This window comes from Oceanicaulis sp., assembly GCF_051859625.1.
Lineage (GTDB): Bacteria > Pseudomonadota > Alphaproteobacteria > Caulobacterales > Maricaulaceae > Oceanicaulis.
In genome coordinates this window covers 61,366-86,333 of record NZ_JBHYFH010000001.1, presented here as the reverse complement: position 1 = coordinate 86,333, position 24,968 = coordinate 61,366, and the positions used below count along the sequence as shown (strand labels likewise).

The following is a 24,968-nucleotide window of genomic DNA, read 5'->3' as shown; positions in this document are numbered from 1 at the left end:
TCAGTGGCTTTCTTGAAAGGGCGCTCTAAGCGTCACCGGGGAAGGGGGCGTCATCGTCATCACTGGAAGGGGCGGGATCGTCCGGCTGCTCTGCCGGGGTCTCAACCGCCCCTTCCTCCGGGGCCGCGGCTGATGCAGCCGCTCCCTCCCCGGAATCCTCGTTGATGTCGCGCGCCGGGCGCTCGTCTTTGCCCTGGGGCTCAGGCTGAGCGGTCTCATCCTGTTGCTGAACGCGCTTTGCTGCGGGCTTGCGGAATCGTTCACGGATGGAGCCCCGATCAGCCGCCTTCTGACCGTTGAACACCTCTTCCGGTGTCGCCTCTCCGTTCTTCAGCGCGGAGTACATGCCTCGCAGGGTGATGATGTCGTCGAGGGTCACATCATCCGGGCCTTCATGACCCAGGGCGGCGCAGACCTGTTCTGGCGTGGCGCCATAGGTCGCCAGCGCCTTGATGGCCTTCTCACGGTTTTCCGCCAGCGTGGTGATGTCTCCGGCAATGGCGTATTCGACGGTCTCATAGGCCCGGCGCCAGAGAGGGCGCGGAATTCCATCGAGAATGGCGTTGCGCTTGGCGATGGCGCAGGCGGCGTTGCCCGTGACGACAATCATGTCCTCACTGAAGAGCCTTCCATTTTTGTCAGAGATCCGGCGCCGAACGCGCGTGGTCGTTGCGGAGTTGGTTTCGAGGTCGTGGAAGACGCCTTCCGCTTCGACGTACTTCTCTTCACGGTCCACATGGACGACACGGGCGGCTGCGCGACAGTTGCCGTATGCCTGTTTGAGGATTTCAGCGAAGCGGACGCTCGGTCCCTTGATGGGCTTGCCGCCCCTGGGCAGCGCGTACATGCACTCAGCAGCGCTCTCTTCATCGAGCGTGGCCATGTTCATGATCGCCTGCTTCACACGGCTCAGTGAGCGCGGGTATGCGCGGGCAGTTGTTATCTGTTGGTCGATCTCGGCGCGTTGAAGCTGCACGGCCATGCTGCTCGGACGCTCTGCCGGGGCGAGAATTTCCAGATCAGCGTCGGTTTCACGGTGTGGGGTCGCAATCTCGTTCATGCGTCATTCTCCAGAGGCTTGAGCCAGGCCGGGGTTTCGATGCCGGCGCAGCGGTCGATGATGTATTGGGGGGTGGTGAGGTCATCGGCTTCGCCATAGCCGGGCCAGACGCCCTCGCTCAGGCATTGGGCGAAGGTCCGGATGGCCGAGCGGTTTTGCTTGACGCCCGCCCAGATCGCCTCAATGGGAAGGGACTGGATCGTCACCGCGTAGGGCGGGGTCTTTTCCTGACAGACGAGCGCGTATTCACGGGGCACAGGCTCTCCGAGCTGCGCCAGGCATTCAGCCGCAAGGCCGAGCTGCTGGTGGTATCCGTGGTCGAAGATGGCGCGCTGGATCTTGCGCGGATGGGCGTCAGCCACGGTCTTGTAATCGACCATCCAGCCGCTCTTGGGGATGACGTCAGGGCGGGCCTTGAGCCAGACGCCAGTTTCTTCGTCCCGGCAGATGATGGAGTGCTCAGCGTCCCCTTCGAGAAGACCATCCTGGATCAGGGGCTCGCGCATCAGCACGTCGCGCATTCCGAGAATGCGGGCGTGCTCCTCCTTGGAGAGAGGAACGCGCCCCATCACTTGGCATTCGGACCACCATGTCTGCTTCTCTCCAGCCTTCCAGTCGCCGGTGCTGGTGTTGCGCCCGCCATCAAAGGGGGCGACGGCGAAGTGTTCCTCGAACACCTCGTCGCCCAAGAGGAGGGAGTGAGCCGCCTTGCCGATGCGGAAGGGGGTGGTGTCCACCTTCTCCGCATGCGGGTTGAGATAGCTGGTGGCGAAGTAATGAGCTGCAGTCTTGGAATCAATCGTCCGCAGCCCGCCTGAACTTATCGACGGCCCCACGGTGAGCTGCGCGTGGTATTCCGCCATGGGAATGCCCGCATAGATGCCCGGCTCGGAGATGGGGAGGGAGGGCATCAGCCCACCCACTTCACATGGCGGACGCGACCGCTCTGGAGCGCGGTGGCGAGCTTGCGCGCAAGGCCTACAGACAGAGGCAGTTTCGCCGCATCTGCCGCCGCCAGCAGGTCACCAGCTGTCTCGGTGAGCGGGTCTTCAACCGGCTCCGGGGCGGGCTCCTCCTCGGGCTCTGAAGCGGCGGGGGCGGGCGCTGCAGCCGGGGAAGGCGCTGCCTGCTGCAGCCGGGCTTCGGCCTCGCGTGCTGCGTCCTCACGCTCGCGGGCGGCCTCCTTCTCGCGGAGCGCTTTCAGTTCCGCCGCTTGTTGTTCGCGCGCGAGGGTCTGGTTGAGGGCGTTCTCCAGCGTTTCGAGCGTCTGCGTGCGCATGAGCTCGGCCTGATCGCGCTCCTTACCGAGGAAAAGGTTCTCGCTGATCGTCAGGCTCTTGGCCGTTTCGATGCGGTCACGGATTCCCTGGCTGGTGAGGTCGATAGTGACAATCGCCAGCTCTTTGAGCTTCTTGAGGATGGCCTCACGCTCACCGGCGCGGACTTTCTCGGCATCCTCCCAATCCGACAGCGGCTGGCGGATCTGGTCGCGGTAGCCATCCAGCAGTGTTTTGACCTGCTTCTCGGTCGTGACGATTGCGTCGATCTGTTTCTTGAGCGGTTTCTTCAGCTCAGTGCCCGCCTCGATGATTGCAGTTTTCGTCCGCACGACCCTGTGGGCTGCGCTGGCGATCTCCTTGCGGCTGGCGACCGTGGAGAGGTCGGGCTCCTGCCCGTCTGCGAAAGCCTCGATCTCATCCAAAAGCTGGTTGAGGAAATCAGGCTCCTTCAGCGCCCGGGACGGATCGTCGTGGATGACGGCCAGTGCAGTGCCGGTTTCAGCTTCGGGGGTGTCGGTCAAAACGGCCATGTCGGCCTCCTCTGTGGTTAGGGTCTTGGTGGGGGTGAAGCTCATCGGAAAGCGAGGCCGATCAGGGCCAGGCCAAAGCCGGTGAGGGTCAGGTATGCGAGCCAGCGCCATCCGCGCGGGGTGAAGAAGTTGACGATGGTCAAGGGGAAGCGATGGAAGAGAGGGCGGTTCATGCGGCCTCTCCCTTGTCGGCCGCGCGCTTGTGCGCCTTCGACCAGTCACGGATTTGCGGGTAGGTGACGCCTTTGAGCAGGCGCCAAGCCTCACGGCATTGCTCGACGTCGAACTCGGCAATGTGGACGTGCTCAGGCGCGAGGTTCATGCGCGCGCCGAGGAAGGCGTAGCAGCGAGCGCGCGCCGCGTTCTGGATGCGCTTTCGCGCGACCTCATCCTCGGGCGTGTAACCGCCCGTCTCGGGCGCATTCTCCCAAAGCGGGTCGAACATCCTGTCGTGAAGGGCCTGACGCGCTTTGCGCAGCTCGGCGTTCGCTGGTCGGCCGAGCGCCGCGCCATTGGTCTTGTGGGCGCCGACATAGGCCTTGCATGGATCGCACGCATACATGATGCGATCTGCGAGATCGGGGTGGTTGAGGTAGATCTCTTCACCCGTGGTCTTGCGTGCGGGCTGGCCGCAGTGCGCGCACGGGGGCAGTTCTCCGGCCTTGCGGAATTGCTTGGGCATTGACGTCTCCATTCTGGAGGCGCCGGGGAGCGTCTGTAGGCTGAGGGGGAACGCTCCCCGGCTGCCGCTGACCCATGGGGGCGGGTGCAGCGGGTTCGGGTTTTCAGGAGGTCTTGAAAAGCTCTGCGGTCTTCGCCGCGGCCTGGGCTGTCCGCTTTGCGGGCGGGCAGAGGCCCGAACTCACAAGCGCTTCGATAGCGTCCAGCTGTTCTCGGCTGACCTTGAGACGGTCGCGGATCAGCTGCTCAGCCTTCTGCGCGGAGATGTGGCCTTGCCGCATTTCACGTAGAGCTTCGCCCATGGCTGTGAGCTGGTTCTTGATTCCGTTCTTGCAGCGATCAACACGAGCGGCGGGCGTGTCCTGGGCAGCCATTATGCGACCTCCCGGATGGGCGCCGCATTCGGCTCTGATGGGACCGGCTTGAGCGTCACTGCGAAGCGCTGGCCTGTGAAGTTGTCGGTGATGAAGAACCGGCCAGCCTCATCAGGCTCGCTGGGACGCAGGTAGGGCAGGTCGCCGGCCATCACATTTGCGAGGCGTTGAACTGCCGGGGTGAGAAAACTGCCAAGGGCTTGAGTGAAGTGAGACATCTATGCCGCCTCCTCAGCCAAGCGCTCAAGCATGATCGCTCGGACATCAAGGCCCAGGGGCGTCCAGCGATATTCGAGCTTGCGGATGCAGCGAATGTCATCAGTCGGAATCTGAACAGGCTCACCAATGAGGCCGTGTTGCTTCAGATCCGCTGCTCCGGCGAAGGCCTGTTCAAAGACCGGGGTCGGATCAACCGCGTCATTCAGGGTGAAGGTATCGCGGAGCTTGCACCCTCGAAAAATGCTGATGAGGGCGCGGGCGTCTTTGCTGAGCTGGTCAGCGACTTCTTCCGCTTTCAGGCGTGCAGTCATGTTGGCTCTCCCTAATCGGTTGAGCCAACCCTATAACCGAAACGGTTATGTTGTAAACAGTGAAAATAACAGATTCTGTTAAGTCGTAACCGTTCGGGCTAGAGGAGCTTAATCTCCACACGCGCGCGACCGATGACGTGAAGGTCTTCTTCACGCACGACATATTCGTCATGCAAGGGATTGTCTGACTTGACCTTTACCTTGCGTGGCTCAGATCCGAAGACGCGTTCAAGGCGCTTGATCACGAGGCCTGCGCCATCCCAGACAACGAAGATGCCAGGCGTGGAAATGTCGTTATCAGAGCGGTCGATGATGACGCGTGAGCCTGAGCGAAGTGTCGGCTCCATGCTGTCACCGACAATCCTGATCATGCCGGCAGGTCCACGGCTGAGGCCAAGCTGTTCCATCTGGCTTTCGCTGAAGAGCCAGTGATCGACGGCTTCCTCACTGTCATTCAGGGCGCCGCCACCAGCTGCTGCGCGGATGTCATATTCTGGAAGAGATGAGTGACCTGTGGCTGTCGCACCATCTGCTTCATCGATCAGATCGACGACGCGGCAATCAAGCTTGCCTGCGATACGACGCAGAAGGGGAAGCGTGAGCTTGTTGTCATCGTTCTCATAACGGCTGATCGAAACGGTATCGACCTCAAGCATGGCCGCCAGTTGTTTCTGGGTCAGGCCGCGTGCGCGCCGCACTTCACCGATTCTGCTCATAATGTCCGCTCCGGTTGTTCAAAGCGGTTATGACGCAACGCCTCTTGTAATCCCATAACAGTATCGGTTATGTCTATGCCGAACCGGTATAGGAGGCCGAGCCATGAAACTCGCTGAATGGAGAACGCTTCAAGGCCTCTCCCAGCCTGAACTAGCCAAGAAGCTGAGCACAACTCCGAAGACGATTTCGTCTTGGGAGAATGGGCACACCATTCCAGGGCGAGAAGACATGGCCCGGATTCATCAGGAAACGGGTGAGGCTGTCTCGGCCAACGATTTCTATGGTCTGGGCGCTGATGCGCTTGATCCTGACTGTGCGCCTGCATGAGCGCGCTCTCCATCCAGCTTTCAACTGCCCGCACCTTCGGCCAGGCCCTTCAGCCTGTCAGCCGGACTTTGAGCGGGAACGTCCGGAGAACGACATGAGCCTCGACCCCCTTCAACACGCTGAACTGGCCAGCCGCCTTATCAAGGCGTGTGGCGGTGTGGACGCCATTCTCGAGATGAATCTCGTCTCGATCGGGCGCACCCAACTCTTCGCGTATGCCAGCAAGACCGATCGCGCGACCATGTCGGCCGAGGTCATGGATACGCTCGAAGGATACTGCGGGCAGAGGATCTATAGCGGCTTCATGGCGCGCCAGGAGGCGGTTGAAGCCATCGAAAGCCTGCTCAATTGCGCATCCGAAGCGGACTACCTCGCTAGTGATCTGCAGCGGTCAGTCATCCGGGCGCTGAGCCCCGGAAGTGAAGACGGCAAGGCTCTGAGCGTCAATGAAAAGGCTGAGCTGACCCGCAAGGCGATGAGCCTGTCTCAGGCGGTTTTGGAGACGGTCCAAGCTATTCCAGACGCGAACACCGACGAGATCCACGCGCCTTCATAGGCCGCGCGATGCCGGCCGCGGGCATCAGCGGCGCCGTCATGAAGGAGACCCACATGGCGAAGAATGTGACGGACGCAGATGATGGAGGCAGCGCCGATGTTCACGGCAATGTCAGCCACGACACCTTCCTGCAGGCCATTTCCGAGATCACAAACGCCCAGGCCAAGGTGGATGAAGCCAAGGCCGTTCTGAGCAAGGTCCGGAAGAAGTTCAAATCCGAAGGCATCGAGCTGGGCCTGCTGGATGAGGCGATCAAGGAAGCGGACTGGACGCGGAACGAAAGCCGCTCGAAAGAGCAGACCCGCGCCCGGTATCGCAACTGGCTGAACCTGCCCGTGGGCGCCCAGCCGGATATGTTCGAGCCTGCTGACACGTCAGACCCCAAGGTCTCGGAAACAGAGTGGGAGGCGCGCGGCGTCACTGCCGGGCTCCTCGGGCGTGATCATGAACCTCCGTCTGAATGCCCGCCTGAGCATCACCAGGCTTTCCTGCGGGGGCGCCTGACCGGTCAGACGCGTCTGGCTGAATCCATGCCGGGCGCCAAGAAGGCCGCTGCAAAGGCGAAGCCTTCTAAAGCTCAAACGGCCAAAGAGCCGGAGCCTGCCTGATGCTGTTGGCACTCGATCAGTCGAGCACCCGCACGGGCGTCTGCAAGGGGAGGCCGGAAGGTCCGGTCTCCCTTTACAGCTTCAAGCTCCCTGCGTGCGGTGAGGACTACGGCGTCGCCGCGCGCAATTACGGGGTCTGGCTTTCCAAGCAGCTCGAAGGCGTTGAGGTCATCGCCTACGAGAAGCCCTGCCGTCCTTCTGGGAAGCTGAACCTTCACACGCTGCGCCTGATCTACGGGCTCTGCATGAAGATCGAGGAAGTCGCGCTCGCACACGGCATTCCATGCCTTGAGGCGGATAACCAGAAGATCAAGGCCCTGCTCTACGGCAAGGGCGGCAAGAAGCCCCCGACGAACGTGCAGGTGAAGTGCGCGCGCCGGTGGGGCTTTGACGCCGGCAATAGCGATGAGGCTGACGCTGCCGGCGTCTTTCTCCTGACCTGCCAGCATCGGTTTCCCAAGGCGTTCGACAACGTGTGGATACGCAACCGCGCCGGGGCGCTGGTCTGATGGCCCGGCGAGCATCCGCCTCGGGCGCGAGGTCGGTGTTCGTCCACCCCGGCCCCTACCGCTGCTTCGAGAAAGGCTGTGATCGCCCGGCAGTCCTGGGCGTCGGCTTCAGCATGAAAAACCAAGGGCGGGGCTGGTGTCTCACCCACATCCGCAAAGGCCTGACCCTCAGAAAGGGAGCTGGAAATGTCACATGACGAAAAACTCAAGGACAAGATCGATCTCAGGCTTTGCGAACTGGTCGACATCCCACCTCACGGAGAGGGGCGGAGCATGGGCGAGGCGGCCCGTATCCTGTCACGTGAGTTCCCCAAACAGACCTTCACTCGGAACAAGGTCTTGGGTCAGTGGCGGCGCATCAAGGCGGCGGCTGGGATCGTATGAGCTGGCCCTTCGGAGACCTCGCCCCCTTCAGCTATGACCTCATCATGGCGGACCCGCCCTGGTCGTTCAAAAACTGGTCCAAGAAGGGCGAGCACAAGAACGCCAGCGCGAAATACGAGTGCATGGATCTCGACGCCATCAGGGCCCTGCCGGTTCAGCAGCTCGCCGCGCCCGATTGCCTGCTCTGGCTGTGGGCGACGAACCCGATGCTGGATCAGGCCATTGATGTCCTCAAGGGCTGGGGCTTCACGTTCGTGACGGCCGGAACCTGGGTGAAGCTTTCAAAGACCGGCTCAAAGCTCGCCTTCGGGACGGGGTATGCGCTCCGCAGCGCCAACGAGCCTTTCCTGATTGGTCGCATGGGTTCTCCCAAGCTCTCAAGGTCTGTGCGTTCGGCGCTGATGGCGCCCGTGCGCGAACACAGCCGCAAGCCGGATCTGGCCTTTACCGAGGCGGAGCGACTGATTGCGCCCCAAGCGGGAATTCACTCCCCAAGACTTCTCGAACTGTTTTCGCGGCAATCGCGCAAGGGCTGGGATGTGTGGGGCAATGAAACCGAAAAGTTCAATTCCAACGATGAAACGGTGACTGAAGGAGAGGGAGATGTCTGAAGAAGGCGAGCATCGTGGGGAGCCGGTTGCGGTGAAGGATTTCACCTTCGCCAACATCGAAGCAGAGCAGGCCTATCTGGGCGCGCTGCTGTATGACAATTCAGTTCTGGAAGAGACGCACTGGCTGAAACCTGACGACTTCAGCGAAGACATACATGGAGCCATTTTCGAAACTGCCGTCGAAGACATAGAAGTGGGTTCGACTGTAGACGCCATCACGCTGAAGACGTGGGCGCAATCTGAAGAGATGGCGGATCTGTTCGAGAAGCTGGGCGGCGCTGTCTACCTCGCAGACTTGATGCGGGACGCCACTTCGCCGGTTGCGGCCAAGGAGTACGCGCGCCTCATCCAGGACCTCTCCCGGCGCCGGGCTCTGTACCGTTTGGGGCTCGATCTCGAACGTGATCTCAAGGCGTATGAACTCGATGTGGATGCGATGATCGATTCGTTTGTGGATCTCGCGTCAGGCATCGGTTCAGCAAGGGATGATCTCAAGCGCGGGCCGACGCAGCTGACCCCCGCCCAGATGCTCGAGCGTGAACGCGCGGAGGAAGCGCGCGGGGTTCCCCGCACGATTCCGACCGGGCTGTCAGCGCTGGATGAGAGGCTTATGGGGGGGCTGCCCCGTCAGGCGAACACCTTCCTCGTCGGCGGCACCGGCATGGGCAAGACCGCAACGGCGACGAACATTGCCTTCAATGCGGCGGCTGCGGGTTATCGGGTGTTCTTCTGGACGCGGGAGATGACCAATCGGCAGATGCTCAGCCGCTTCACCTGCCTGACAGCGGCAAGCGCCGGCGTCTGGCTTGATGGCGCCAGCATCCTCTCAGATCACCAAACCGAGACCCAGGCGCAAGCGGCCGAGCGTTTCAAGATCGAGTTCTCGAAAATGGAGAACCTGCTGGTGGAGACACAGTCCTCCATGAGCGTACAGGGCATGCGCGCTAGAGTTCGGCAGGCGGCGAAGACCCTCGGAGGCCTGGACCTGATCATCATTGATTATCTGGGTCAGGTTGGCGTGGAGGGCGCGGGCGGCATGAACAAGACCGACCAGAACGCGCTCGTCAGCCAGACGTTCATCGAGCTTCTGAGCCAGTATGACGCTGCTGGCCTGCTGCTGGGGCAGGTGACGCGCGAGCTGAAGAAGCGGGACAATAAACGGCCCCAGCTGGGGGATGCGCGCGAGGGCGCCCGGGTTGAGGATGACGCCTGCACAGTCATCTCACCTTACCGCCCCCTTTATTGGCTGAACCAGCAGGAGCCTGATCCCGCTGACGAAGACGCCTATCAGGACTGGCAGGCGGAATGTCGAGCGGCGGCGGGTGGCGTTGAGATCCTGACCTTGAAAAACCGTGACGGGCCCACAGGGATCGACCGCTTCACGTTTGGCGAGGCGACGGGATCAATCGGCAACATACCCGTTCTCCAATCCAAAGGCGCAGACCAATCCGACATGATGGAGATGGACTATGGCCAGTGACGATTTCTATTGGCGGCTCAATTTCGAGAAATGGGATGGGGGCTGCATGATCCTCACCCACGAGGAAGAGGTGGCTTACCTGAAAATCTGCAACAAGATCGCGGACCTCGGCGGGCCCATCCCCGACACTGAGCCTTTCAACCGCGCACTGGCCGCGTATGCGCGTCTGGGCTGGAACAAGTGGAACAAGGTCAAGGCCGCTCTGGTCACCAAGAAGAAGATCATCATCGAGGGCGGCAGCATAATCCAGAACAAGGCTCTGGAGGAGGTCGAGTTCCGCGCGCAGGCCAGGCAGAAGCGGGAGGAGAACCGTGAAAATCAGAAAAACGGCGAAAATTCTGGAGAAAATTCCGGGAAAAAATCGGAAAAAAATCAGGAAATTTCCAAATCCTCAGACGGTAACGCTCTGAAAAACAACGACGCCGAACCGCATAGTATAGAGTCCATAGCTGATAGTTCAGAAGGTTCGGGTCTCCTGACGGAGACTCCTCAAGAGGACCGGCAGCTAACCCTTGTTTCCGACAACCCGGATCGAGAGACGGATGCGGATTTCGCGCTCCGGATCTGGCGAGAGGTCTGCGTCCCCGCTGGCCTGCCGGAGGTCAGGGTTTTCACCGACAAGCGCCGGAAGAGCGCGAAAGCGCGGATTGCCGAGGTGGGGCGGGACGAGTGGCTGCGAGCCTGCCAACACGGCGCGGCATCGAGTTTCTGCCGAGGCGAAAGCGACAGCGGCTGGAAGCTCGACTTCGACGACATCACCAATCCCACAAAGCTCACCCGCCTCCTGGAGGGCAAATACGATGACCGAGATCATGGCGCAGCAAAAAGCAAACTCGATGACGCTGTCGAACGACGCCGGCAGGGTGGTCGCGAGCTTCTTGAACACGAACGAGCAGGCGGCTCTGGCTTCTCCTTCTGAGGCGCGACTGCGGGACGCTGAGACAGCACTGGCCGCCGCAGAGAGTGCCAGTCGCCCGGCGAACGGCGAGGAACGGCTTGTCATGGTCGAGATGTTGGCCGCGTCCTATCCCGAGAGCGCCAGACAGGCCTCAGCGGGTGGGGATGCCTCAGTCAAGGCGTGGTGGAACGGTTTCAAGACCGGGCTTGAGGATGTGCCCGCGGATCTGATCCGGCTCGCATGCCGCCGCTGGCTGCGGGGAAAGCACGCCTTCATGCCCAAGCCGGGGGAGCTGCGCGCCCTCATCGAGCCAAGCCTTCGCGCGCGCCGCGCCGAGTTGGAGCGGACGCGCGAGCGGGTGGCGAATATGCGCGCCGCCCTCAGCTTGGTGGAGGCGTGAGGCCATGAAGCTTTATGAGCCCCATCTGGCTGCGGGCCTGAAGCGTGCGGGCCTCTGGGACGAGACGCGCATGCAGGAGGCAACGCCCCCGCGCGCCTGGCGTCCGCAGGCTCAGGCGCCCGCGCCGCTCAAGCCCCGGTCCCTGTATGAGCTCGCGCCTGAATTCACGCCACTGCCTGCTGGGGATATGAAGCTCATATTCTCCGATGAGGAGGGCGTGTCCCGTACCTTCAGTCTCAAAGCCCTGGCGCGCGCTTTCCAGCTGCCTGCGCCAGTCTCACCTGTGGGCGCTGCCACATGCACACCAGATGCGGCCGGGCGCGGAGGTGCGGGCAAGCGCAAGCGCGTTCGCTACGGGGAGCCAGGGCGAGACGGGCGCGCTTCGGATATGATGGAGGTGGATTCCCTCAGCCTCATGCCTGCCAAAGGCGTTGGCCGCAAGCTGGTCTTCTTCGATGGATCACACCCGATTGAGCGCATGCGGCTCTCTGGGGGGCTGGCCAACCGCATGAAGACCAAGGCGCTTGAGGGCTCGCGCGTCAGCGAAGAGGAGCGGCCGCATCTGCGCTATTGCGCTGCCCGCCTATGGTCTGAGGACTATGAAGTCGCCTGCGGCCAGACCGGGTATTCAGCCGAATATGGCGATCGCGTGGACAGCAGCCCCAGCCGGACGGGCGCACAGGAGCGGACGCTGCATGCACTCACCCGGCGCCGTGAAGGCTTGGCGGCTGTGACGAAGAACCAGGCGCAGATCCTCGACGCGATTTGCGGGCAGGGGCAGAGGCCGGCTGAGGTCGCGCGGGGGCGGGGCGTGCATCATTCGACGATTATTGAAGCCCTTCTCGCAGGACTGGATCGACTTGTGCACGCATACGGATACGAGCGTTTTGGCCTGATTTCCGCCGCCGAGCGTTAACCTATGCAGTGTTGACACACCCCGCGAAACTGTGATTCCCGTTTCCATGTTGACGGAATCGGTCAAGTAATTGACCGTATCGGTTAAGCTTAGACTTCCCTGATGGAGGCGGTCATGCACTCGCCGGGTAAATCCGGCGCCACAGAATAGCGGGGTGGAGCAGCGGAAGCTCGCTAGGCTCATAACCTTGAGGTCGCGGGTTCGAATTCCGCCCCCGCTCCCAAACGGCATGGGGAGAGCGTGTGCCGTGTCCAGCGCGCCAGCCCGCGCTCCGCTCTCCCCGAACGGTTTCTCCGCGAAGGCGGAAACGGGACTCCTTGCGGGGGCGATGGCGATCAATAATAGTAGTTTAGCGCCAAAAGTGTCGCGAATCCGATATAAGCACCTACTAAATATAGTGATGTATTTATAAGTTGTGACCTGGCGGTGCTCTGTCCTTCTAATCCTTTAGTATCGTAGTAAGTCATAATGGGCAAAAGAATAGCGACAATAATAAACGTCCAGTGCAGCCTAGGAATTAGTGAACCTAAATAAAATATAAGAAAAAGCATTATTTTTGTAGAGTGATGTTCAACATGATCCTCAAGTGTTGATCTATTTTTGTTAATGCTAAAATCTACAAATGCTGAAGAATGTAAGTATATGATGGGAGATAGGGCCACATATATTCCCATGCCGACCCTTGGCTTTGTCCAGCCGGGTAAGTTGGCCGTCCATTCTGATACCAAGTTGGGCATGATGGCCACGACTTGGTAAATCGGCTCCGTGATCGGTGCTAGATCGAGGCTGAAGAAGTCGACCGATGCGTTGAAAAGCCCCAGGGCTGCTGCGACCATGCCTATGGCCATTGATGCAAAGCCAAAGCCTTGTTTGATCCCGCTCATATCTGCCCCATTCATCAAAGATATGCAGAGTGTTCCTTAACAGGCGAACCTGATCAACCTGAAACAGAGGGGAGTTCATGCGCGCCAGCCCGCGCTCCGCTCACCCCCGATCAGTTTCTCCGCGAGGGCGGAACTCACCAGTGAATGTGATCGTAGCTCAACTGGATAGAGCCTCGGCGTGCTGGTTCGACCCCAGCCGATCACTGTGACGGCGGAGCTGAAAGCAGAAGCCTATGGGAATTTGAGCCTGTCTTGGCAAACCGATCCGAAAAGCTCGTCGGAGCCGTGCTGCAATGCCTGCACCAAGACAGGGAGCCGGAAGTCATGACCGGCCCGTCACACCAGTTCCTCCTCCCGAGGAAACCTGCGGGGCCTGGCCCCGTTTCATCTGGGCTTGCGCCCATCCTCCCCAACACCTTGCCCCGGATGCTTCGGCCTCTGGGGCTTTTCTTTGGAAAGGGCCAGGGCATGAACGCGTCAGCCATCGTGAAGATGATCGAGAGAAACGGCCCGACCTGCCAGTGCGAGACCAGGCTGCATGAGCGCAATGCCGACCGGCTCGCACAACTCGAAGGGGTGGCCGCTCGCCGGCAGGTGGTCCTGCGGGGACGGGGGCAATGACCGAGGCGGAGCGGCGCGCAGCCGCCGAGCCCATACAGGACGTGCTCAACGACCTGACCTCGATCATTCGCCGTTTCGAGCAGACCCTCACTACGCCGGGCGCTGTGCGCGAGGGCGCCGAGGATCCAGCCCTTCAGTTCGTAGCCGCGCTCAAGCAAGCGCAACGGGAGGGGCTTCATTGCGTTCGTATTGTGAGGAACGGTGATTAATCGTTTGGTGCGCGCTTTTCTGCGCTCTCCGCAAGTTTCGCCAAGAGACTGACGTAAGCGATGAACTCCAATGCGCGCTCCGGATCGTCAGAGACAAGCCTGTGGGCGCGAGGGTTTCTAAGCCCACTGACGGCTCCCTTGAACATAAACATATAGCCTTCTTGCTCACTCAGATCGTTTTCATCCTGAAGCTCATTGAAGGCGAGAACCGGATCATTCCTCTTGAAGGCTTCATTCATAAGGCGGTTGCCATCTTCCATGAGGCCGGATTTTAAGCGAACTACGTTGTTCAGAGCTTTGACCGCATCTTCAACCGCCTGAGCATAATGCCCGTCGAGATACAGGGCGCTGGCGGCTTCTTGGATTGCGGGGTGAAGTTCCAAGCCTTGATATGCTGCGATCACCTGGCTTTCGCGGTTCTCACCGTTATCGCCGGCAAGATCTTCCTCGAAATCAGAGATGATAGCTTCGATTGTGGCGATGCAGCGTGACTTGCCACGCTCCATGCCAGAAATGATCTGATGAAGGGGTGTGTCATAGCCAAAATTGAACCCGGCTCTGTCCAGTGTAGAGGCGCTTGATCTGTAACGGTTGTTCTCAACCGTTCCGACCGGGAAAATGCTATCAATCGCCTGCTCAAGCCGAAGCTCGAGTTGGGTGACTCTGACATCGCTGCGATCCCTGATGGAACTCGGATCAAATGCTGCAAGGTCATCTAGTCTGCGACGTAGCTTGGTAATGGCGCTTCTTTTCTGCACAGCGTTCAAGACCGCCTGCCTCTGTGCAGGTTCTGCTTTCCTAGCCATCAGTATCTCCGGGTATGGGTTGGATACCAAGTAGATCGCGCTATGCGCTTCTGTGGAAGCCTCAGACGCGAAATTAATCAGTGATATTCAGTCAGCCGATCCGGTTGACGAAGTTGCGCGCCCTTATGGGGCGGGCTTGCTCCTGCCTTGAAAGAGGCGGGGGCCGGAGCGCGCCAACGCTCCGAGCCGGGAGGTATCAGCTCCCATGACCTGAGACCGGCCTGCGCCGCAGGCCATCCCGCCACCGCATGCACGCGGCGGGGCAATTCAGAGCATGAGTCATGGGAAAGACAACTGTGCGAGGCGCCTCCCGGCCCTCCATGAAGGTCGAGGCATGGCCTCTCGACCGCATCAAGCCCTATGCGGGCAACCCTCGGAAGATCAGTGAAGGCGCTGTGGAAAAGGTCGCAACCTCGCTGAAGAAATACGGTTGGCGTCAGCCGATTGTGGTGTGTGCGGCCGGTGAGATCGTCGCCGGTCACACGCGCAAGCGAGCCGCCGAACTGATTCTTCAGCGCGGGGAGAGCATCCCCAACTGGCCCGATCCGGCGAACGCGCCCGTACACCCGTCCGGCATGGATGTGACCGAGGCGCGGGCCTATCGCCTGGCGGACAATCGGGCAGGTGAGGAGGCGAGCTGGGATCTCAGGCTTTTGGAATTCGAGTTCGAGCTGTTGGCTGAGGTCGAGTTCGATTTCGTGGAAACGCTTTTCGATGCTGCAGAGCTAATTGACCTGGGCGTGGTGGAAGCCACGTTCGAACCCGGTGCGGAGACAGAGCAAGGTGCGCTCGACCAGCTCAATCCAAACGTCAAATGCCCTGCCTGCGGCCATGAATGGACGCAGTCATGACGCTGAAGCTGGATTGGGCGAGCCATCAGGCCGCCGAGCACGCCTGCAAGCGCTGGCATTACAGCCAGTGCATGCCCGCGGGGAAGCTCGTGAAAATCGGGGTCTGGGAGCATGGCCGCTTCATTGGCGTGGTCATCTTCGGGCGCGGAGCCAATCGCAAGATCGGCATGCCATACAAGCTCGATCAGACCCAATGCTGTGAGCTGGTGAGGGTGGCCCTGGACCAACACGACGCGCCTGTGAGCCGGGTGATCAGCATTGCTCTTCGTTTTCTCAAGCGCGCCAACCCCGGCCTCCGGCTTGTCGTCAGCTATGCGGCCAGTGAGCACAATCACCACGGCGGCATCTACCAGGCAGGCAACTGGATCTACACCGGGGCGATGGACACCTATGTGTTCTGGGTGAAGGGGCGCCCGGTGCATGCCCGCTCATTGGCGGCGAAGTACGGCAGAGGCTCCCAGAAGATCGAGTGGTTGAGGGCGAACCTCGATCCACACGCCTATGCAGACAGGAGCATGGTTCGGCACAAATACCTGATGCCGCTGGACGCTGAGATGCGCTCCCAGATCGAGCCCATGCGTTTGCCCTATCCCAAGCGTGAGAAGCAGGCGATGGCCGGCGACCAGCCGGAACAGCGGCGGTGCGACACCGACCCTCACGCTCCAACCTAGAAGGTGATCATGGCGTTATCTGATCAGACCATCGCTAAGGCCCTCGAGAAGACGGGCGGCAACATGGCCGCTGCGGCGCAGAGCCTCAAGGTGACGCGCCAGGCCGTGAGCAAGCGCGTGAACGCCACCCCTGAGCTGAAGGCGATCTGCACAACGGCAGAAGAGACGCTCGTAGACGCAGCCGAGTATGGGCTCAGCAAAGCCGTCAGGAAGGAGAGGGCGTGGGCGATCCGTTTGGTGCTGACCACCAAGGGCCGTGGCCGCGGCTATGTGACCCGGCAGGAGGCCACGGGCCCGGATGGCGGGCCGCAGAGGCATGCACACAGCCTCGATGTTGAACAGATTGACGCCATGCTCAGGGAGGCGAACGATGAAGAGCTCGCCGTCCTTGAGCGACTCCTTAGCCGAGCTGTCCCAAAACCCGCAGGAGATCCTTCACCGTCTGAGGATGGAGAGGGATCGCCGGGCGAAGGCGGCGGAGCAGAGACGGATTGAGGAGAATGCGGCCGAGATCCGGGCGCGCTGTGAGGCCTCTCACCTCGAATTCAGCAAGGAGATGTTTCCGCACCTGGAAGGGGCTGGCCTGCGTGTCGGCCCTCACCATGAGGTCATGTGCAAGGCGCTCGACCGAGTCTTCTCAGGAGAGTGCAAGCGGCTGATCATCAACGTGCCGCCCGGCTACACCAAGTCGGTGCTGGCTGGGGTGATGTTGCTCGCTCGCGCCTTCGCACTGAACCCGCGAGCGCGCTGCATCTATTCTTCGTTTTCTGAAGCCCTGGTCAAGGAAACCTCCGGAAACGCCCGCGACCTCATGAAGACGCCTGAATTCCAGGCGCTGTGGCCGCGCCAGCTTCGCAAGGATACCGAGGGCAAGGGCCGCTGGAAGACGATTGAGGGAGGGGGGCTGCTCGCCGCACCTGCAGGCGGCACCATCACCGGCTTCCGGGCCGGCACGATGGAGCCGGGCTTTACGGGCTTCCTGATCATCGACGATCCGCTCAAACCCGATGACGCGGATTCCGACACCGAGCGCCCGAAGATCAACAAGCGCTGGCACACCACCTTCAAGAGCCGCCTGGCGCATGAGGACGTGCCCGTCATCATCATCATGCAACGGCTGCACCCTGACGATATGAGCGGCTATCTGCTGTCCGGTGAAGGCGGGGATGAGTGGGAGCACCTGATGCTTCCCGTCGAGATCAAGGCGGATGAAGCCTATCCCGACGAGTTCACACACGGGCGCCCGATTGACCATGGCCTGAAGCCGGGTCCGCTCTGGCCGGCCAAGCACACGGAAAAGCACATCGAGCTACTTAAGCATGACGAGTTCGTCTACTCGGCGCAGTACGCCCAGCGACCGATCGCGCCGGGCGGGGCCATCTTCCGTGAGGAACATCTGGTCGGTTGGGACGAGCTGCCGAACATGGTCCGGCGCGTTATCTACGCCGACACCGCGCAGAAGGACAAAGAGAAGTCCGACTACACGGTCTTCGCTTGCTGGGGCCTGGGCGTGGACGGCATCGCCTATCAGATCGACCAGATACGCAGCAAGGTGAAGGCGGCGGACCTCAAGGCCACGGCGCTCACGTTCTGGCGCAAGCACAAGGCCGCAACCACCATCGCTTCCGGCCCGCTGACGGCGATCAAGGTTGAGGACAAGGTGTCGGGAACCCAGCTGATCCAGGAGCTTCAGCGCGAGGCTATCCCGGTCGTAGCCGTGCCCCGCCAGACGGACAAATACATGCGCGCTCAAGATGCGCTACCGAGCCTGAATGCCGGGCTCGTTCGCTTCAATATGAAAGCCCCCTGGTGGAAGGAATGCCGTCAGGAGCTCACCCGCTTCCCCTCCGTCACCCATGACGACCAGGTCGATGTGACCGTGGACGCCATCGTGGACCTGTGCGGGAACGGCAAGCAGATGTGGGAGGTGGTCTAGATGGCCGAAACTCAAGGCGGTGGTTCACCCATCGCGGTGGCGCGGCAGTTTGTGGCCGACACGCTCACCAACCTGACCTCCCAGCTCATGGCCGGGGCGGACAAGCGCCAGTTTGACAGCTACGGGCGGCGGATCATCAGCCCTCACGAGCTGGTGAATGCCTATACCGGCTCATGGGTGGCGAAGAAGCTGATCAACACCCCGCCTGAAGACATGGTCCGCGAGGGCCGCGCCTGGCAGGCGAACCCTGAGGAGATCAGCGCGCTCGAAGCTGTGGAAACCCGCCTGCAGCTTCTAGAAAAGGTCAAACTGGCCAAACAATGGGCCCGCCTCTACGGCGGCGCGGCTCTGATCATCGGGACCGAAGACCGGGATCTGCGAGAGCCGCTGGATCCGGCGAAGCTCAAGAAAGGCGGGCTCCGGTATCTGCACGTGGCGACCCGCTACCAGCTGGCGCGGGAGACCGAGGAGACGGACGTTGAGAGCCCGAACTTCGGCAAGCCCCGGCTCTGGCGCTATACGCCGCGCAATCAGGGCATTCTCGGCTTCCTCAAGGGCGGGGCGATCATCCACGCTAGCCGTGTGGTCGTCTTCTCGGGCGATGAAATCCCCCCTGAGATGGACCACGAGGGCACGGGCTTTGGTGACAGCGTCCTGCAGGCGGCATGGGATGCTGTCCTCGATGCTGACCGCGCGGCGGCCATCGCGGGCACGCTGCTGTATGAGCTGAAGGTGGACATCCTCAAGACGGATGTGCGCACAGCCGCAGAGACTGAAGCAGGGCGAGAAGGCATGCTCAGGCGTGCGAACCTCGCGGCCCTGGCCAAGTCCACGACCGGCTTGATGCTGATCGACAAGAGCGAGGAGTGGGAATCTCGCACCATCAACCTCTCGCAGGTGCCGGAAACGATCCGGCTTGCGCTTGAGAATGTGGCCGCTGCGGCTGACATGCCGGCGACCCGGTTCCTTGGTCGGAGCCCGCAGGGCATGAACGCCACCGGCGAGAGCGATCTGCGGAACTATTACGACGCCGTGGCGGTCCTGCAGGAGTCCGAGCTGACCCCGGCCATGGAAGTCCTGGATCAGTGCGTGATCGCATCAGCGCTCGGCCCGGCCGCCCTCTCGCGTGACGAGCCGGTCTGGTATGACTGGCGCCCGCTCTGGCAGCCGACGCTGAAAGAGAAACACGAGAACGCTAAGAGCCTGGCTGACACGGTAGACAAGGCCGCGCAGACGGGCCTCGTGCCGCTTGAAGCGTTGGCCGAGGGCTACAGGAACGCCCTCATCGAGAGCGGGCTTCTGCCCGGCCTGGGTGACAAACTGGCTGAGATTTCGGAATCGGATGCCCAGGCGATCAGGCGCCCGCTGAACTCGGCCGACGCTGAGAAGATGGTCCGGATCTGGCAATCAGGCGCCGCAACTCTCGAAGATACGTTCGAGGTGATGAAGTCAGCCGGTCTTTTGAGGCCGGGACTGACCTTCGAGAAGTATCAGGCCGAGCTGGAAGACGCCGGATCGGGCGAGGGAACGGGAGTATGACATGGCCGCACCCAGCCCGAATGAGGCCCTGCACGGCGCGGGCGTAAAACATCAGGTCGGTTTGCTGCGTCTGTCGGAGGCGACCATCCGCAAGATGATCGCGCTCCTGGCCGGTGTTGAGGCAGACCTGATCGAGCGCTTGTTCAGACTGGACCCAGAGAATGCGGGCGCGAACCGGCTACAGGCGATCCTTGAAGAGGTGCGCACGCTTCAGCGGGAAGGCTATCGCACGCTCTCCACGACGCTAATGCAGGAGGTGGAAGCGCTGGCGGGGTATGAGGCCGGTTTCCAGTCGCGTCTGCTCAACGGCCAGCTCGGTTTCATGACCGCGCGCCCGCCGTTTCCGACCGTGATCGCGGCTGTCAACGCCCGGCCATTCCAGGGGCGGCTCCTGCGCGAATGGCTTGATGACCTGGACGCCTCAGCGGCCCGGCGCGTGAGAGACGCCATCCGCATGGGTGTGATCGAGGGTGAGACGAACGCCCAGATCGTTCGCCGCCTTCGCGGAACCCGCGCCCAGCGGTATCGGGACGGCATCATGGAGATCAACCGGCGCGGGGCGAGGACGCTCGTGCGCACGGCGGTCAACCACACAGCCGACGCGGCCCGGCGCGAGATCTACAGGGCGAATTCTGACATCATCGGCGGCGTCATGTATGTGGCGACCCTCGACAGCCGGACGACGCTCACCTGCGCCAGCCTCGACGGGCGGGTGTTCCCGATCGACAAGGGACCGCGCCCGCCGCAGCACCTGAACTGCCGGTCCACGACTGTTCCCGTTCTCAAGGGGCAGGATCCGGCGCCGCGCGTGACCTTCAAGCAGTGGTTCGAAGGGGCAGGCGCAGAGATCCAGCTCGAAGTGCTGGGGGCCGGTCGCTACCGGCTCTGGAAGGCGGGTCTGCTGCCGATTGAGCGGTTCGTGAACCGGGAAGGTCGGGCATGGACGCTGGCCGAACTGGCGCGCCGAGAGTCCGGGGCGTTCGATCTAGCGGGGCTCACCGAGGCGGGGTAGGGTGCGGGCATGGTCAAACAGCCTGAACCCTCACGCTTGCGCGTGGTCAGCTCAGAAGCCGCGCCTGAAGATCAGGGGCCGGTCCTGGCGCTTTGCCGGGTGTGTGAGAGAGACACCGGGACTGCAACCAACACCTGGCTCGATGGGCTGCAGTCTCCGGCGCTCGATGACCGGCTCCGCATGACGGGCGGGAAGCGGGTCAGGATCTGCGCGCATTGCATGGCGCGCGGCAAGGTCACGATGCTCTAGGCAGCGGGCGCCTCCAGGGGCTCGATCTCGGCTTTGATGGAATTTCCAGCCTCGACCTGAGCAGTAGAAAGATCATGCAGTTTTTGAAGGTTGAGCCAGTACTCCGGCGTCGTGCCGAAGAGCTGAGCCAGACGAAGCGCCATGTCTGCATCACAGCGCGCGCCGTCGAGTAAACGAGTAACCCGGTGTCTTTGAACGCCAATCTTCTTAGCAAGAGTTGGCGCTTTAATGTCAAATTCCCCCATAAAATCGGCCAGATGAGCGCCAACCGATTCAGTAGCCTCCTTGAAGTTGTGCGGCATGGTTTCTCCCTTTCCTTGGACACTGAGCGCCGGGAGTGTTCAGGCTCCCCTCAAGCGGCTGACTCAGTGGTAGTCGCAGAACCGAACCTCGTAGGCATCATTGCCTTCAAAACGAAAAACGATCCGGTACTGCATATTGACCGAAACCGACCAGTAGCCAGCTAGGCTCCCTTCAAGCTGGTGCAACCGGTGAGAAGGCGGGAAGCGAAGGTCCTGCACATCATTAGCGGCTTCGATACGTGTCAGGAGTGCGCGAGTACGAGCATACAGCTGCGTGGGAAATCCCTTGGGATTTTCACCAAGGAAGACGCTTTCGGTTTTCTTATCTGCGAAGCTGCGGATCATCGTGCCCTCGTTTTCCTGACAATGGGAATGTAGCGAACAGCGCTACATGTTGCAAGGTTTTTGTAGCGGAGTGCGCTACATTTTTCAGGAGATGAATATGTCACGCCAACGGACCGCAGATGCGGAGCCGAGGACGCTCTACGTCCATAGGCCCGTGAAGAATGCCGCCGAGCTGACCGCCTGGGCGCGCTCGCAGGGGTTTGACGACACCCTCAAGGCCGAGGACCTGCACGTCACCATCGCGTTCTCTCGCAAGCCCGTAGACTGGTTCAGCATCCCGACCTGGGGCGCGGACGAGGACATCGAGATCAAAGGCGGGCCGCGTCTGGTTGAGCCGTTGGGCGACAACGGCGCCATCGTCCTCAAGATCGCGAGCGACCGGCTGAAGTATCGGCATGAGGAGTTCCTGGCCAAAGGCGCGAGCTGGGACTGGCCGGGATTCCAACCGCACGTGACCATCACCTATCGCGGGACCAGTGTGGATCTCGGGCGGGTTGAGCCCTATCAGGGCGACATCATCCTCGGTCCTGAGGTCTATTCCGAGGTGGATGAAGATTGGGCCAGCAAAGCCCAGACCGATCATGTCACCACCGACCACTTGCACGCCTTCAGCCCGCAGCGCCCCACCGCGCTCTACGACGCTGTCAGCGTGGGTGAGGCGCGACGGACCCGTGACGGATATCTGGTCGCGGACGTGCGCATGGCGCGCACGGGCATCTACGAATATGCAGGCTTCGAGATGGGGGACAGTTCGCGCGAGACCGTGCGCGTCTACCGCCCTCCGGAAGAGGTCTTCGATCAGGCCGCGATGGGCTCGTTTGCGCATCGGCCTGTGACGAACGACCACCCGCCTCAGCAAGTCACCGCCGACAACTGGAAGACGTTCGCGATCGGTCAGATCGGCGGCGAGGTGGCGCGCGACGGTGATTTCGTGCGCGTGCCCATGATCGTCATGGATGCGGCAGGCATCAGCGCGTTCGAGGGCGGCAAACGCGAACTCTCTGCAGGCTATGTCTGCGACCTCGACTGGACGCCAGGCACGGCGCCGGACGGCAGCGCATACGACGCAATCCAACGAAACATCCGCGGGAACCATCTGGCGCTCGTGGACAGGGGCCGTGCCGGCTCCGCATGCCGCATCGGGGACGGGCGAACCCCGACGCGGTCTGAGGCCCAGCCATCGCCCGCTCCTGCAAACCAAGAAGAAGGAGGCCAGGACATGGCCGACAATAACCGGAGTGTCGTGGTCGACGGCATCTCCATCCCCGTGAGCGATCAGGCGGCCCAGGCCGTTGGCAAGCTGCAGAACCAGCTGTCGGACGCTCAGAAGTCGATTGAGACCAAGGACGGTGAAATCGACGCGCTCAAAGCCGGACACGCCAAGGAGATCGAGGCGAAAGACGCCAAGATCAAGGAGCTGGAAGCGGTTGCGACCGTCGAGGCTCTGGACGCGGCGGTGGCCGAGCGCACCGCCCTTCTCGACGAGGCCAAGCCCTTCCTCGCGGACGGGTACAAGCCCGAAGGCAAGTCCAACGGCGACATCCGCAAGGATGCGCTGATCGGAGCGGGTGTGCTCACCGACGAGACGGCCAAGGCCAAGTCGGACGAGTACATCACCGCCGCGTTCGACACGATGGTGTCCAGCGGCCAGCGCTCCGACCCCATCCAGCGTGTGGTGGACAACACCCCCGCGCGGTCAGGCGACGGTTCCGCGTACGACAAGCACCGGCAGCGCCTTTCCGATGGCTGGAAATCCCCGCAACCCTCTCAATAGGAGCCCACAATGGCTGTGGTTCAATCCACCTATACCGAGCGCCAGGGGACAGCTGTCCTCGGCGCCATCGCGACTTCGGATGATCACGACATCATCGCGCGCACCGTCGAAAATACAGGCGGCATCGGTTTCGGCCAGGTCGCCTGCCAGGGCGCTGGTGACAACGGCGTCGTTCCCGCGTCCGAAGCCAGCGGCACGCCGGTCTACCGCGGCATCACGCTGCGCGATCAGGCTCAGCCGCCTGAGGCTGAAGACGCCTACCGTCGCTATGACAGCGCGCGCGTTATGACCAAGGGCACCGTCTGGGTGACTGCAGGTGTCAACGTGTCCGTGGGCGAGCCAGTCTACTTCGTACCGGCGACCGGCGTCATCACCAACGTGGCGACTTCTAACATCGCCATTCCCCGCGCAATCTTCGACCAGTCCGCCCAGAGCGGAAATCTGGTCCGCCTGCGCCTGCAATAGGAGACCGCGGACATGCATCGCTTTTTCAATGACAGCCAAGCTGCGCTGTCTTTCGTGATCTCGCAGGCTTCGCGCATTGAGTCCGAAGTCTATGAGATCCAGTACCCGGACATTCAGTATCCGGGCCTCATCCCCGTGGACACGACCGGTCCTGAATGGGTCAAGTCCGTGACCTTCTTCAGCCTGGACAAGGTCGGTTCGGCGGCGTTCATCAACGGCGGCTCGAACTCTATGCCGCTCGCGAACATGCTCCGCGACAAGCATGAAGAGCAGATCTACATGGCTGGCCTCGGCTACGAGTACGGCACTGAAGAGCTGGCTCAAGCGCAGATGGCGGGCGTCAACCTCAGCTCGGAGAAGGCGGACGCAGCGCGCCGCGGCACCGAAGAGTTCGTGGATGACATCTCTCTTCGCGGGCACACCGAAACCGGGATGCAGGGTCTTATCAACCACTCTGACATCACGAAGGTGTCAGCCCCTAACGGCGCCAGCGGCACTGCCACCTGGCCGACCAAAACCCCGGATGAGATCATCAAGGACGTGAACTCGATCCTTGCCGGGATCTGGATTGGGTCTCTGACTGTCGAGATGGCGGACACGACCCTGCTCGATCTTCAGACGCTGGTGGACATCTCAACTCGCCGCATCCCCGACACGTCGATGACGATTCTCGACTATATCCGCGAGAAGAACGTCTACACGCTGCAGACCGGTCAGCCGTTGACCATTCGTGGCGTTCGCGGTCTCGAGACGGCGGGCACCGGCAGCACCCGGCGCATGGTCGCCTATCGCCGGAATCCGAGCGTGCTGAAGCTGCACATGCCGATGCCGCACAAGTTCCTGCCGGTTTGGCAGCATGGCCCCATGGCGTACATGGTGCCTGGCATCCTTCGCCTGGGCGGGCTTGAAATCCGTCGCCCGGGTGCGGCGCGTTACATGGATGGGATCTGATCATGGCTGTGACCATCACCAACAACTCGCGCAGCCCGCTGATCCTTCACGATGAAGAAGGCCAGTCCATCACCATCGCGCCGGGCGGTGACGTGGAAGCCAAGAGCTTTTCGCTGAAGCATCCCGTCCACACAGCGCTCAAAGCCTCCGGCGAGATCACCGTCGAAGGTGAGGCGGAGGCTGACACTGCCAAGGACGCCGACGCCGATGCAGGCAAAGGCGAGGGCGGCGGCGATCAGGAGTTCGCATCCTGGTCGAAGGCGCCGGAGAGCTACGAGATCGGCGACAATACCGTGCCGGCCGAGACCGTGTTGAAGCTCGCAGCCGACAAGGCTGAGGCAGACGTCGCGGCCTGGAATGCTCTCACCGTGGCCAAGCGGAAGGACTTCGTCGAAGCCGCAGTCGCCCAGCTTCAGGCGGAGGCCGCCGCAGGCAAGGGCGAGGGTGGCGGCGGCGAGTAGCGGCCACGCGTTAGACGACAGCCTGAAACAA

35 protein-coding genes and 1 tRNA gene are annotated in these 24,968 nt (G+C 61.7%); 23 read left to right on the top strand and 13 right to left on the bottom strand.

All coding sequences use genetic code 11. From position 1 onward, the window contains the following. Positions 1-25 precede the first annotated feature (25 nt). The 9 genes from ACTIGF_RS00435 to ACTIGF_RS00395 form a co-directional block, all read right to left on the bottom strand. Entirely contained in the window at positions 26-1,060 is a 1,035-nt protein-coding gene (locus ACTIGF_RS00435; protein WP_439634995.1) for a hypothetical protein, read from the bottom strand. After that, positions 1,057-1,971: a PD-(D/E)XK nuclease-like domain-containing protein gene (locus ACTIGF_RS00430; protein ID WP_439634994.1), complete on the bottom strand. Its 915-nt coding sequence runs from the start codon at positions 1,969-1,971 to the stop codon at positions 1,057-1,059. The genes ACTIGF_RS00435 and ACTIGF_RS00430 overlap by 4 nt, the downstream gene beginning before the upstream one ends. Next, entirely contained in the window at positions 1,971-2,870 is a 900-nt protein-coding gene (locus ACTIGF_RS00425; RefSeq protein ID WP_439634993.1) for a hypothetical protein, read from the bottom strand. The genes ACTIGF_RS00430 and ACTIGF_RS00425 overlap by 1 nt, the downstream gene beginning before the upstream one ends. A 41-nt stretch (positions 2,871-2,911) precedes the next feature. Further along, entirely contained in the window at positions 2,912-3,043 is a 132-nt protein-coding gene (locus ACTIGF_RS00420; protein ID WP_439634992.1) for a hypothetical protein, read from the bottom strand. Continuing rightward, positions 3,040-3,552 (bottom strand): zinc-finger-containing protein, encoded by a 513-nt coding sequence (locus ACTIGF_RS00415; protein ID WP_439634991.1) that lies wholly within the window; start codon positions 3,550-3,552, stop codon positions 3,040-3,042. Before ACTIGF_RS00415 ends, ACTIGF_RS00420 begins: the two co-directional genes overlap by 4 nt. Before the next feature lie 103 nt (positions 3,553-3,655). Further along, the gene (locus ACTIGF_RS00410) at positions 3,656-3,925 is read right to left on the bottom strand and encodes a hypothetical protein (protein WP_439634990.1); all 270 of its coding nucleotides are present in this window, start codon (positions 3,923-3,925) and stop codon (positions 3,656-3,658) included. Next, positions 3,925-4,143, bottom strand: a complete 219-nt coding sequence (locus ACTIGF_RS00405) for a hypothetical protein (protein WP_439634989.1) — start codon at positions 4,141-4,143, stop codon at positions 3,925-3,927. The genes ACTIGF_RS00410 and ACTIGF_RS00405 overlap by 1 nt, the downstream gene beginning before the upstream one ends. After that, entirely contained in the window at positions 4,144-4,455 is a 312-nt protein-coding gene (locus ACTIGF_RS00400; protein ID WP_439634988.1) for a hypothetical protein, read from the bottom strand. A gap of 98 nt (positions 4,456-4,553) precedes the next feature. After that, positions 4,554-5,171 carry an XRE family transcriptional regulator gene (locus ACTIGF_RS00395; RefSeq protein WP_439634987.1) on the bottom strand — a complete coding sequence of 206 codons (618 nt, stop codon included), beginning with the start codon at positions 5,169-5,171 and terminating at the stop codon, positions 4,554-4,556. Between the two features lie 103 nt (positions 5,172-5,274). On the opposite strand from ACTIGF_RS00395, the gene ACTIGF_RS00390 reads away from it, so the two are divergent. From ACTIGF_RS00390 to ACTIGF_RS00340, 11 genes are all read left to right on the top strand, one after another. Then, positions 5,275-5,499, top strand: a complete 225-nt coding sequence (locus ACTIGF_RS00390) for a helix-turn-helix transcriptional regulator (RefSeq protein WP_439634986.1) — start codon at positions 5,275-5,277, stop codon at positions 5,497-5,499. A 94-nt stretch (positions 5,500-5,593) separates the two neighbouring features. Then, entirely contained in the window at positions 5,594-6,055 is a 462-nt protein-coding gene (locus ACTIGF_RS00385) for a hypothetical protein (protein WP_439634985.1), read from the top strand. A gap of 53 nt (positions 6,056-6,108) precedes the next feature. Then, complete coding sequence (locus ACTIGF_RS00380; protein ID WP_439634984.1) at positions 6,109-6,663, top strand: hypothetical protein; 555 nt, start codon at positions 6,109-6,111, stop codon at positions 6,661-6,663. Continuing rightward, positions 6,663-7,172 carry a hypothetical protein gene (locus ACTIGF_RS00375; protein ID WP_439634983.1) on the top strand — a complete coding sequence of 170 codons (510 nt, stop codon included), beginning with the start codon at positions 6,663-6,665 and terminating at the stop codon, positions 7,170-7,172. The genes ACTIGF_RS00380 and ACTIGF_RS00375 overlap by 1 nt, the downstream gene beginning before the upstream one ends. Before the next feature lie 186 nt (positions 7,173-7,358). Further along, positions 7,359-7,556: a hypothetical protein gene (locus ACTIGF_RS00370; protein WP_439634982.1), complete on the top strand. Its 198-nt coding sequence runs from the start codon at positions 7,359-7,361 to the stop codon at positions 7,554-7,556. After that, positions 7,553-8,167, top strand: a complete 615-nt coding sequence (locus ACTIGF_RS00365) for an MT-A70 family methyltransferase (protein ID WP_439634981.1) — start codon at positions 7,553-7,555, stop codon at positions 8,165-8,167. Before ACTIGF_RS00370 ends, ACTIGF_RS00365 begins: the two co-directional genes overlap by 4 nt. Next, positions 8,160-9,647: a DnaB-like helicase C-terminal domain-containing protein gene (locus ACTIGF_RS00360; protein ID WP_439634980.1), complete on the top strand. Its 1,488-nt coding sequence runs from the start codon at positions 8,160-8,162 to the stop codon at positions 9,645-9,647. The genes ACTIGF_RS00365 and ACTIGF_RS00360 overlap by 8 nt, the downstream gene beginning before the upstream one ends. Continuing rightward, complete coding sequence (locus ACTIGF_RS00355; RefSeq protein ID WP_439634979.1) at positions 9,637-10,566, top strand: hypothetical protein; 930 nt, start codon at positions 9,637-9,639, stop codon at positions 10,564-10,566. The genes ACTIGF_RS00360 and ACTIGF_RS00355 overlap by 11 nt, the downstream gene beginning before the upstream one ends. 82 nt (positions 10,567-10,648) lie before the next feature. Next, positions 10,649-10,945: a hypothetical protein gene (locus ACTIGF_RS00350; protein ID WP_439634978.1), complete on the top strand. Its 297-nt coding sequence runs from the start codon at positions 10,649-10,651 to the stop codon at positions 10,943-10,945. 4 nt (positions 10,946-10,949) lie between these two features. After that, entirely contained in the window at positions 10,950-11,861 is a 912-nt protein-coding gene (locus ACTIGF_RS00345; RefSeq protein WP_439634977.1) for a hypothetical protein, read from the top strand. A gap of 148 nt (positions 11,862-12,009) precedes the next feature. Continuing rightward, positions 12,010-12,084 (top strand) — tRNA-Met (locus ACTIGF_RS00340). Between the two features lie 112 nt (positions 12,085-12,196). Here ACTIGF_RS00340 and ACTIGF_RS00335 read toward each other — a convergent pair. Continuing rightward, a complete protein-coding gene (locus tag ACTIGF_RS00335; RefSeq protein ID WP_439634976.1) occupies positions 12,197-12,745 on the bottom strand; it encodes a hypothetical protein in 549 nt (182 codons plus the stop codon). Between the two features lie 617 nt (positions 12,746-13,362). Between ACTIGF_RS00335 and ACTIGF_RS00330 the strand changes: the two genes are divergently transcribed. Continuing rightward, the gene (locus tag ACTIGF_RS00330) at positions 13,363-13,575 is read left to right on the top strand and encodes a hypothetical protein (RefSeq protein ID WP_439634975.1); all 213 of its coding nucleotides are present in this window, start codon (positions 13,363-13,365) and stop codon (positions 13,573-13,575) included. On the opposite strand, the gene ACTIGF_RS00325 is transcribed toward ACTIGF_RS00330, so the two are convergent. Then, complete coding sequence (locus ACTIGF_RS00325; protein ID WP_439634974.1) at positions 13,572-14,381, bottom strand: TIGR02391 family protein; 810 nt, start codon at positions 14,379-14,381, stop codon at positions 13,572-13,574. The two genes, ACTIGF_RS00330 and ACTIGF_RS00325, sit on opposite strands and share 4 nt — an antisense overlap. A gap of 281 nt (positions 14,382-14,662) precedes the next feature. Here ACTIGF_RS00325 and ACTIGF_RS00320 point away from each other — a divergent pair, with 281 nt between their 5' ends. Genes ACTIGF_RS00320 through ACTIGF_RS00290 form a run of 7 tightly spaced genes read left to right on the top strand, consistent with a single transcriptional unit; the run spans position 14,663 to position 20,639 of the window. Then, a complete protein-coding gene (locus ACTIGF_RS00320; RefSeq protein WP_439634973.1) occupies positions 14,663-15,232 on the top strand; it encodes a ParB N-terminal domain-containing protein in 570 nt (189 codons plus the stop codon). Beyond that, a complete protein-coding gene (locus ACTIGF_RS00315) occupies positions 15,217-15,903 on the top strand; it encodes a protein Mom (RefSeq protein WP_439634972.1) in 687 nt (228 codons plus the stop codon). Before ACTIGF_RS00320 ends, ACTIGF_RS00315 begins: the two co-directional genes overlap by 16 nt. 9 nt (positions 15,904-15,912) lie before the next feature. Continuing rightward, complete coding sequence (locus ACTIGF_RS00310) at positions 15,913-16,398, top strand: helix-turn-helix domain-containing protein (protein ID WP_439634971.1); 486 nt, start codon at positions 15,913-15,915, stop codon at positions 16,396-16,398. Next, on the top strand, positions 16,352-17,839 hold the full coding sequence (terL, locus tag ACTIGF_RS00305) for a phage terminase large subunit (protein WP_439636629.1): 1,488 nt from the start codon (positions 16,352-16,354) through the stop codon (positions 17,837-17,839). The genes ACTIGF_RS00310 and terL overlap by 47 nt, the downstream gene beginning before the upstream one ends. Next, positions 17,840-19,378, top strand: coding sequence for a DUF1073 domain-containing protein (locus tag ACTIGF_RS00300; RefSeq protein ID WP_439634970.1), 1,539 nt, complete (start codon positions 17,840-17,842; stop codon positions 19,376-19,378). A 1-nt stretch (position 19,379) separates the two neighbouring features. Continuing rightward, positions 19,380-20,390, top strand: a complete 1,011-nt coding sequence (locus tag ACTIGF_RS00295; RefSeq protein WP_439634969.1) for a minor capsid protein — start codon at positions 19,380-19,382, stop codon at positions 20,388-20,390. 9 nt (positions 20,391-20,399) lie between these two features. Beyond that, complete coding sequence (locus ACTIGF_RS00290) at positions 20,400-20,639, top strand: hypothetical protein (RefSeq protein WP_439634968.1); 240 nt, start codon at positions 20,400-20,402, stop codon at positions 20,637-20,639. Here the strand turns inward: ACTIGF_RS00290 and ACTIGF_RS00285 are convergent. Both ACTIGF_RS00285 and ACTIGF_RS00280 read right to left on the bottom strand, forming a co-directional pair. After that, on the bottom strand, positions 20,636-20,941 hold the full coding sequence (locus ACTIGF_RS00285; RefSeq protein WP_439634967.1) for a HigA family addiction module antitoxin: 306 nt from the start codon (positions 20,939-20,941) through the stop codon (positions 20,636-20,638). The two genes, ACTIGF_RS00290 and ACTIGF_RS00285, sit on opposite strands and share 4 nt — an antisense overlap. A gap of 63 nt (positions 20,942-21,004) precedes the next feature. Then, positions 21,005-21,286 carry a type II toxin-antitoxin system RelE/ParE family toxin gene (locus ACTIGF_RS00280; RefSeq protein WP_439634966.1) on the bottom strand — a complete coding sequence of 94 codons (282 nt, stop codon included), beginning with the start codon at positions 21,284-21,286 and terminating at the stop codon, positions 21,005-21,007. A gap of 97 nt (positions 21,287-21,383) precedes the next feature. Here ACTIGF_RS00280 and ACTIGF_RS00275 point away from each other — a divergent pair, with 97 nt between their 5' ends. The 4 genes from ACTIGF_RS00275 to ACTIGF_RS00260 are packed head-to-tail and all read left to right on the top strand — an operon-like array spanning position 21,384 to position 24,937. Further along, a complete protein-coding gene (locus tag ACTIGF_RS00275) occupies positions 21,384-23,060 on the top strand; it encodes a DUF2213 domain-containing protein (protein ID WP_439634965.1) in 1,677 nt (558 codons plus the stop codon). A gap of 9 nt (positions 23,061-23,069) precedes the next feature. Continuing rightward, on the top strand, positions 23,070-23,525 hold the full coding sequence (locus ACTIGF_RS00270) for a structural cement protein Gp24 (RefSeq protein WP_439634964.1): 456 nt from the start codon (positions 23,070-23,072) through the stop codon (positions 23,523-23,525). A 12-nt stretch (positions 23,526-23,537) separates the two neighbouring features. Further along, positions 23,538-24,476: a DUF2184 domain-containing protein gene (locus ACTIGF_RS00265; RefSeq protein ID WP_439634963.1), complete on the top strand. Its 939-nt coding sequence runs from the start codon at positions 23,538-23,540 to the stop codon at positions 24,474-24,476. Between the two features lie 2 nt (positions 24,477-24,478). Further along, positions 24,479-24,937, top strand: coding sequence for a hypothetical protein (locus ACTIGF_RS00260; protein ID WP_439634962.1), 459 nt, complete (start codon positions 24,479-24,481; stop codon positions 24,935-24,937). Positions 24,938-24,968 lie beyond the last annotated feature (31 nt).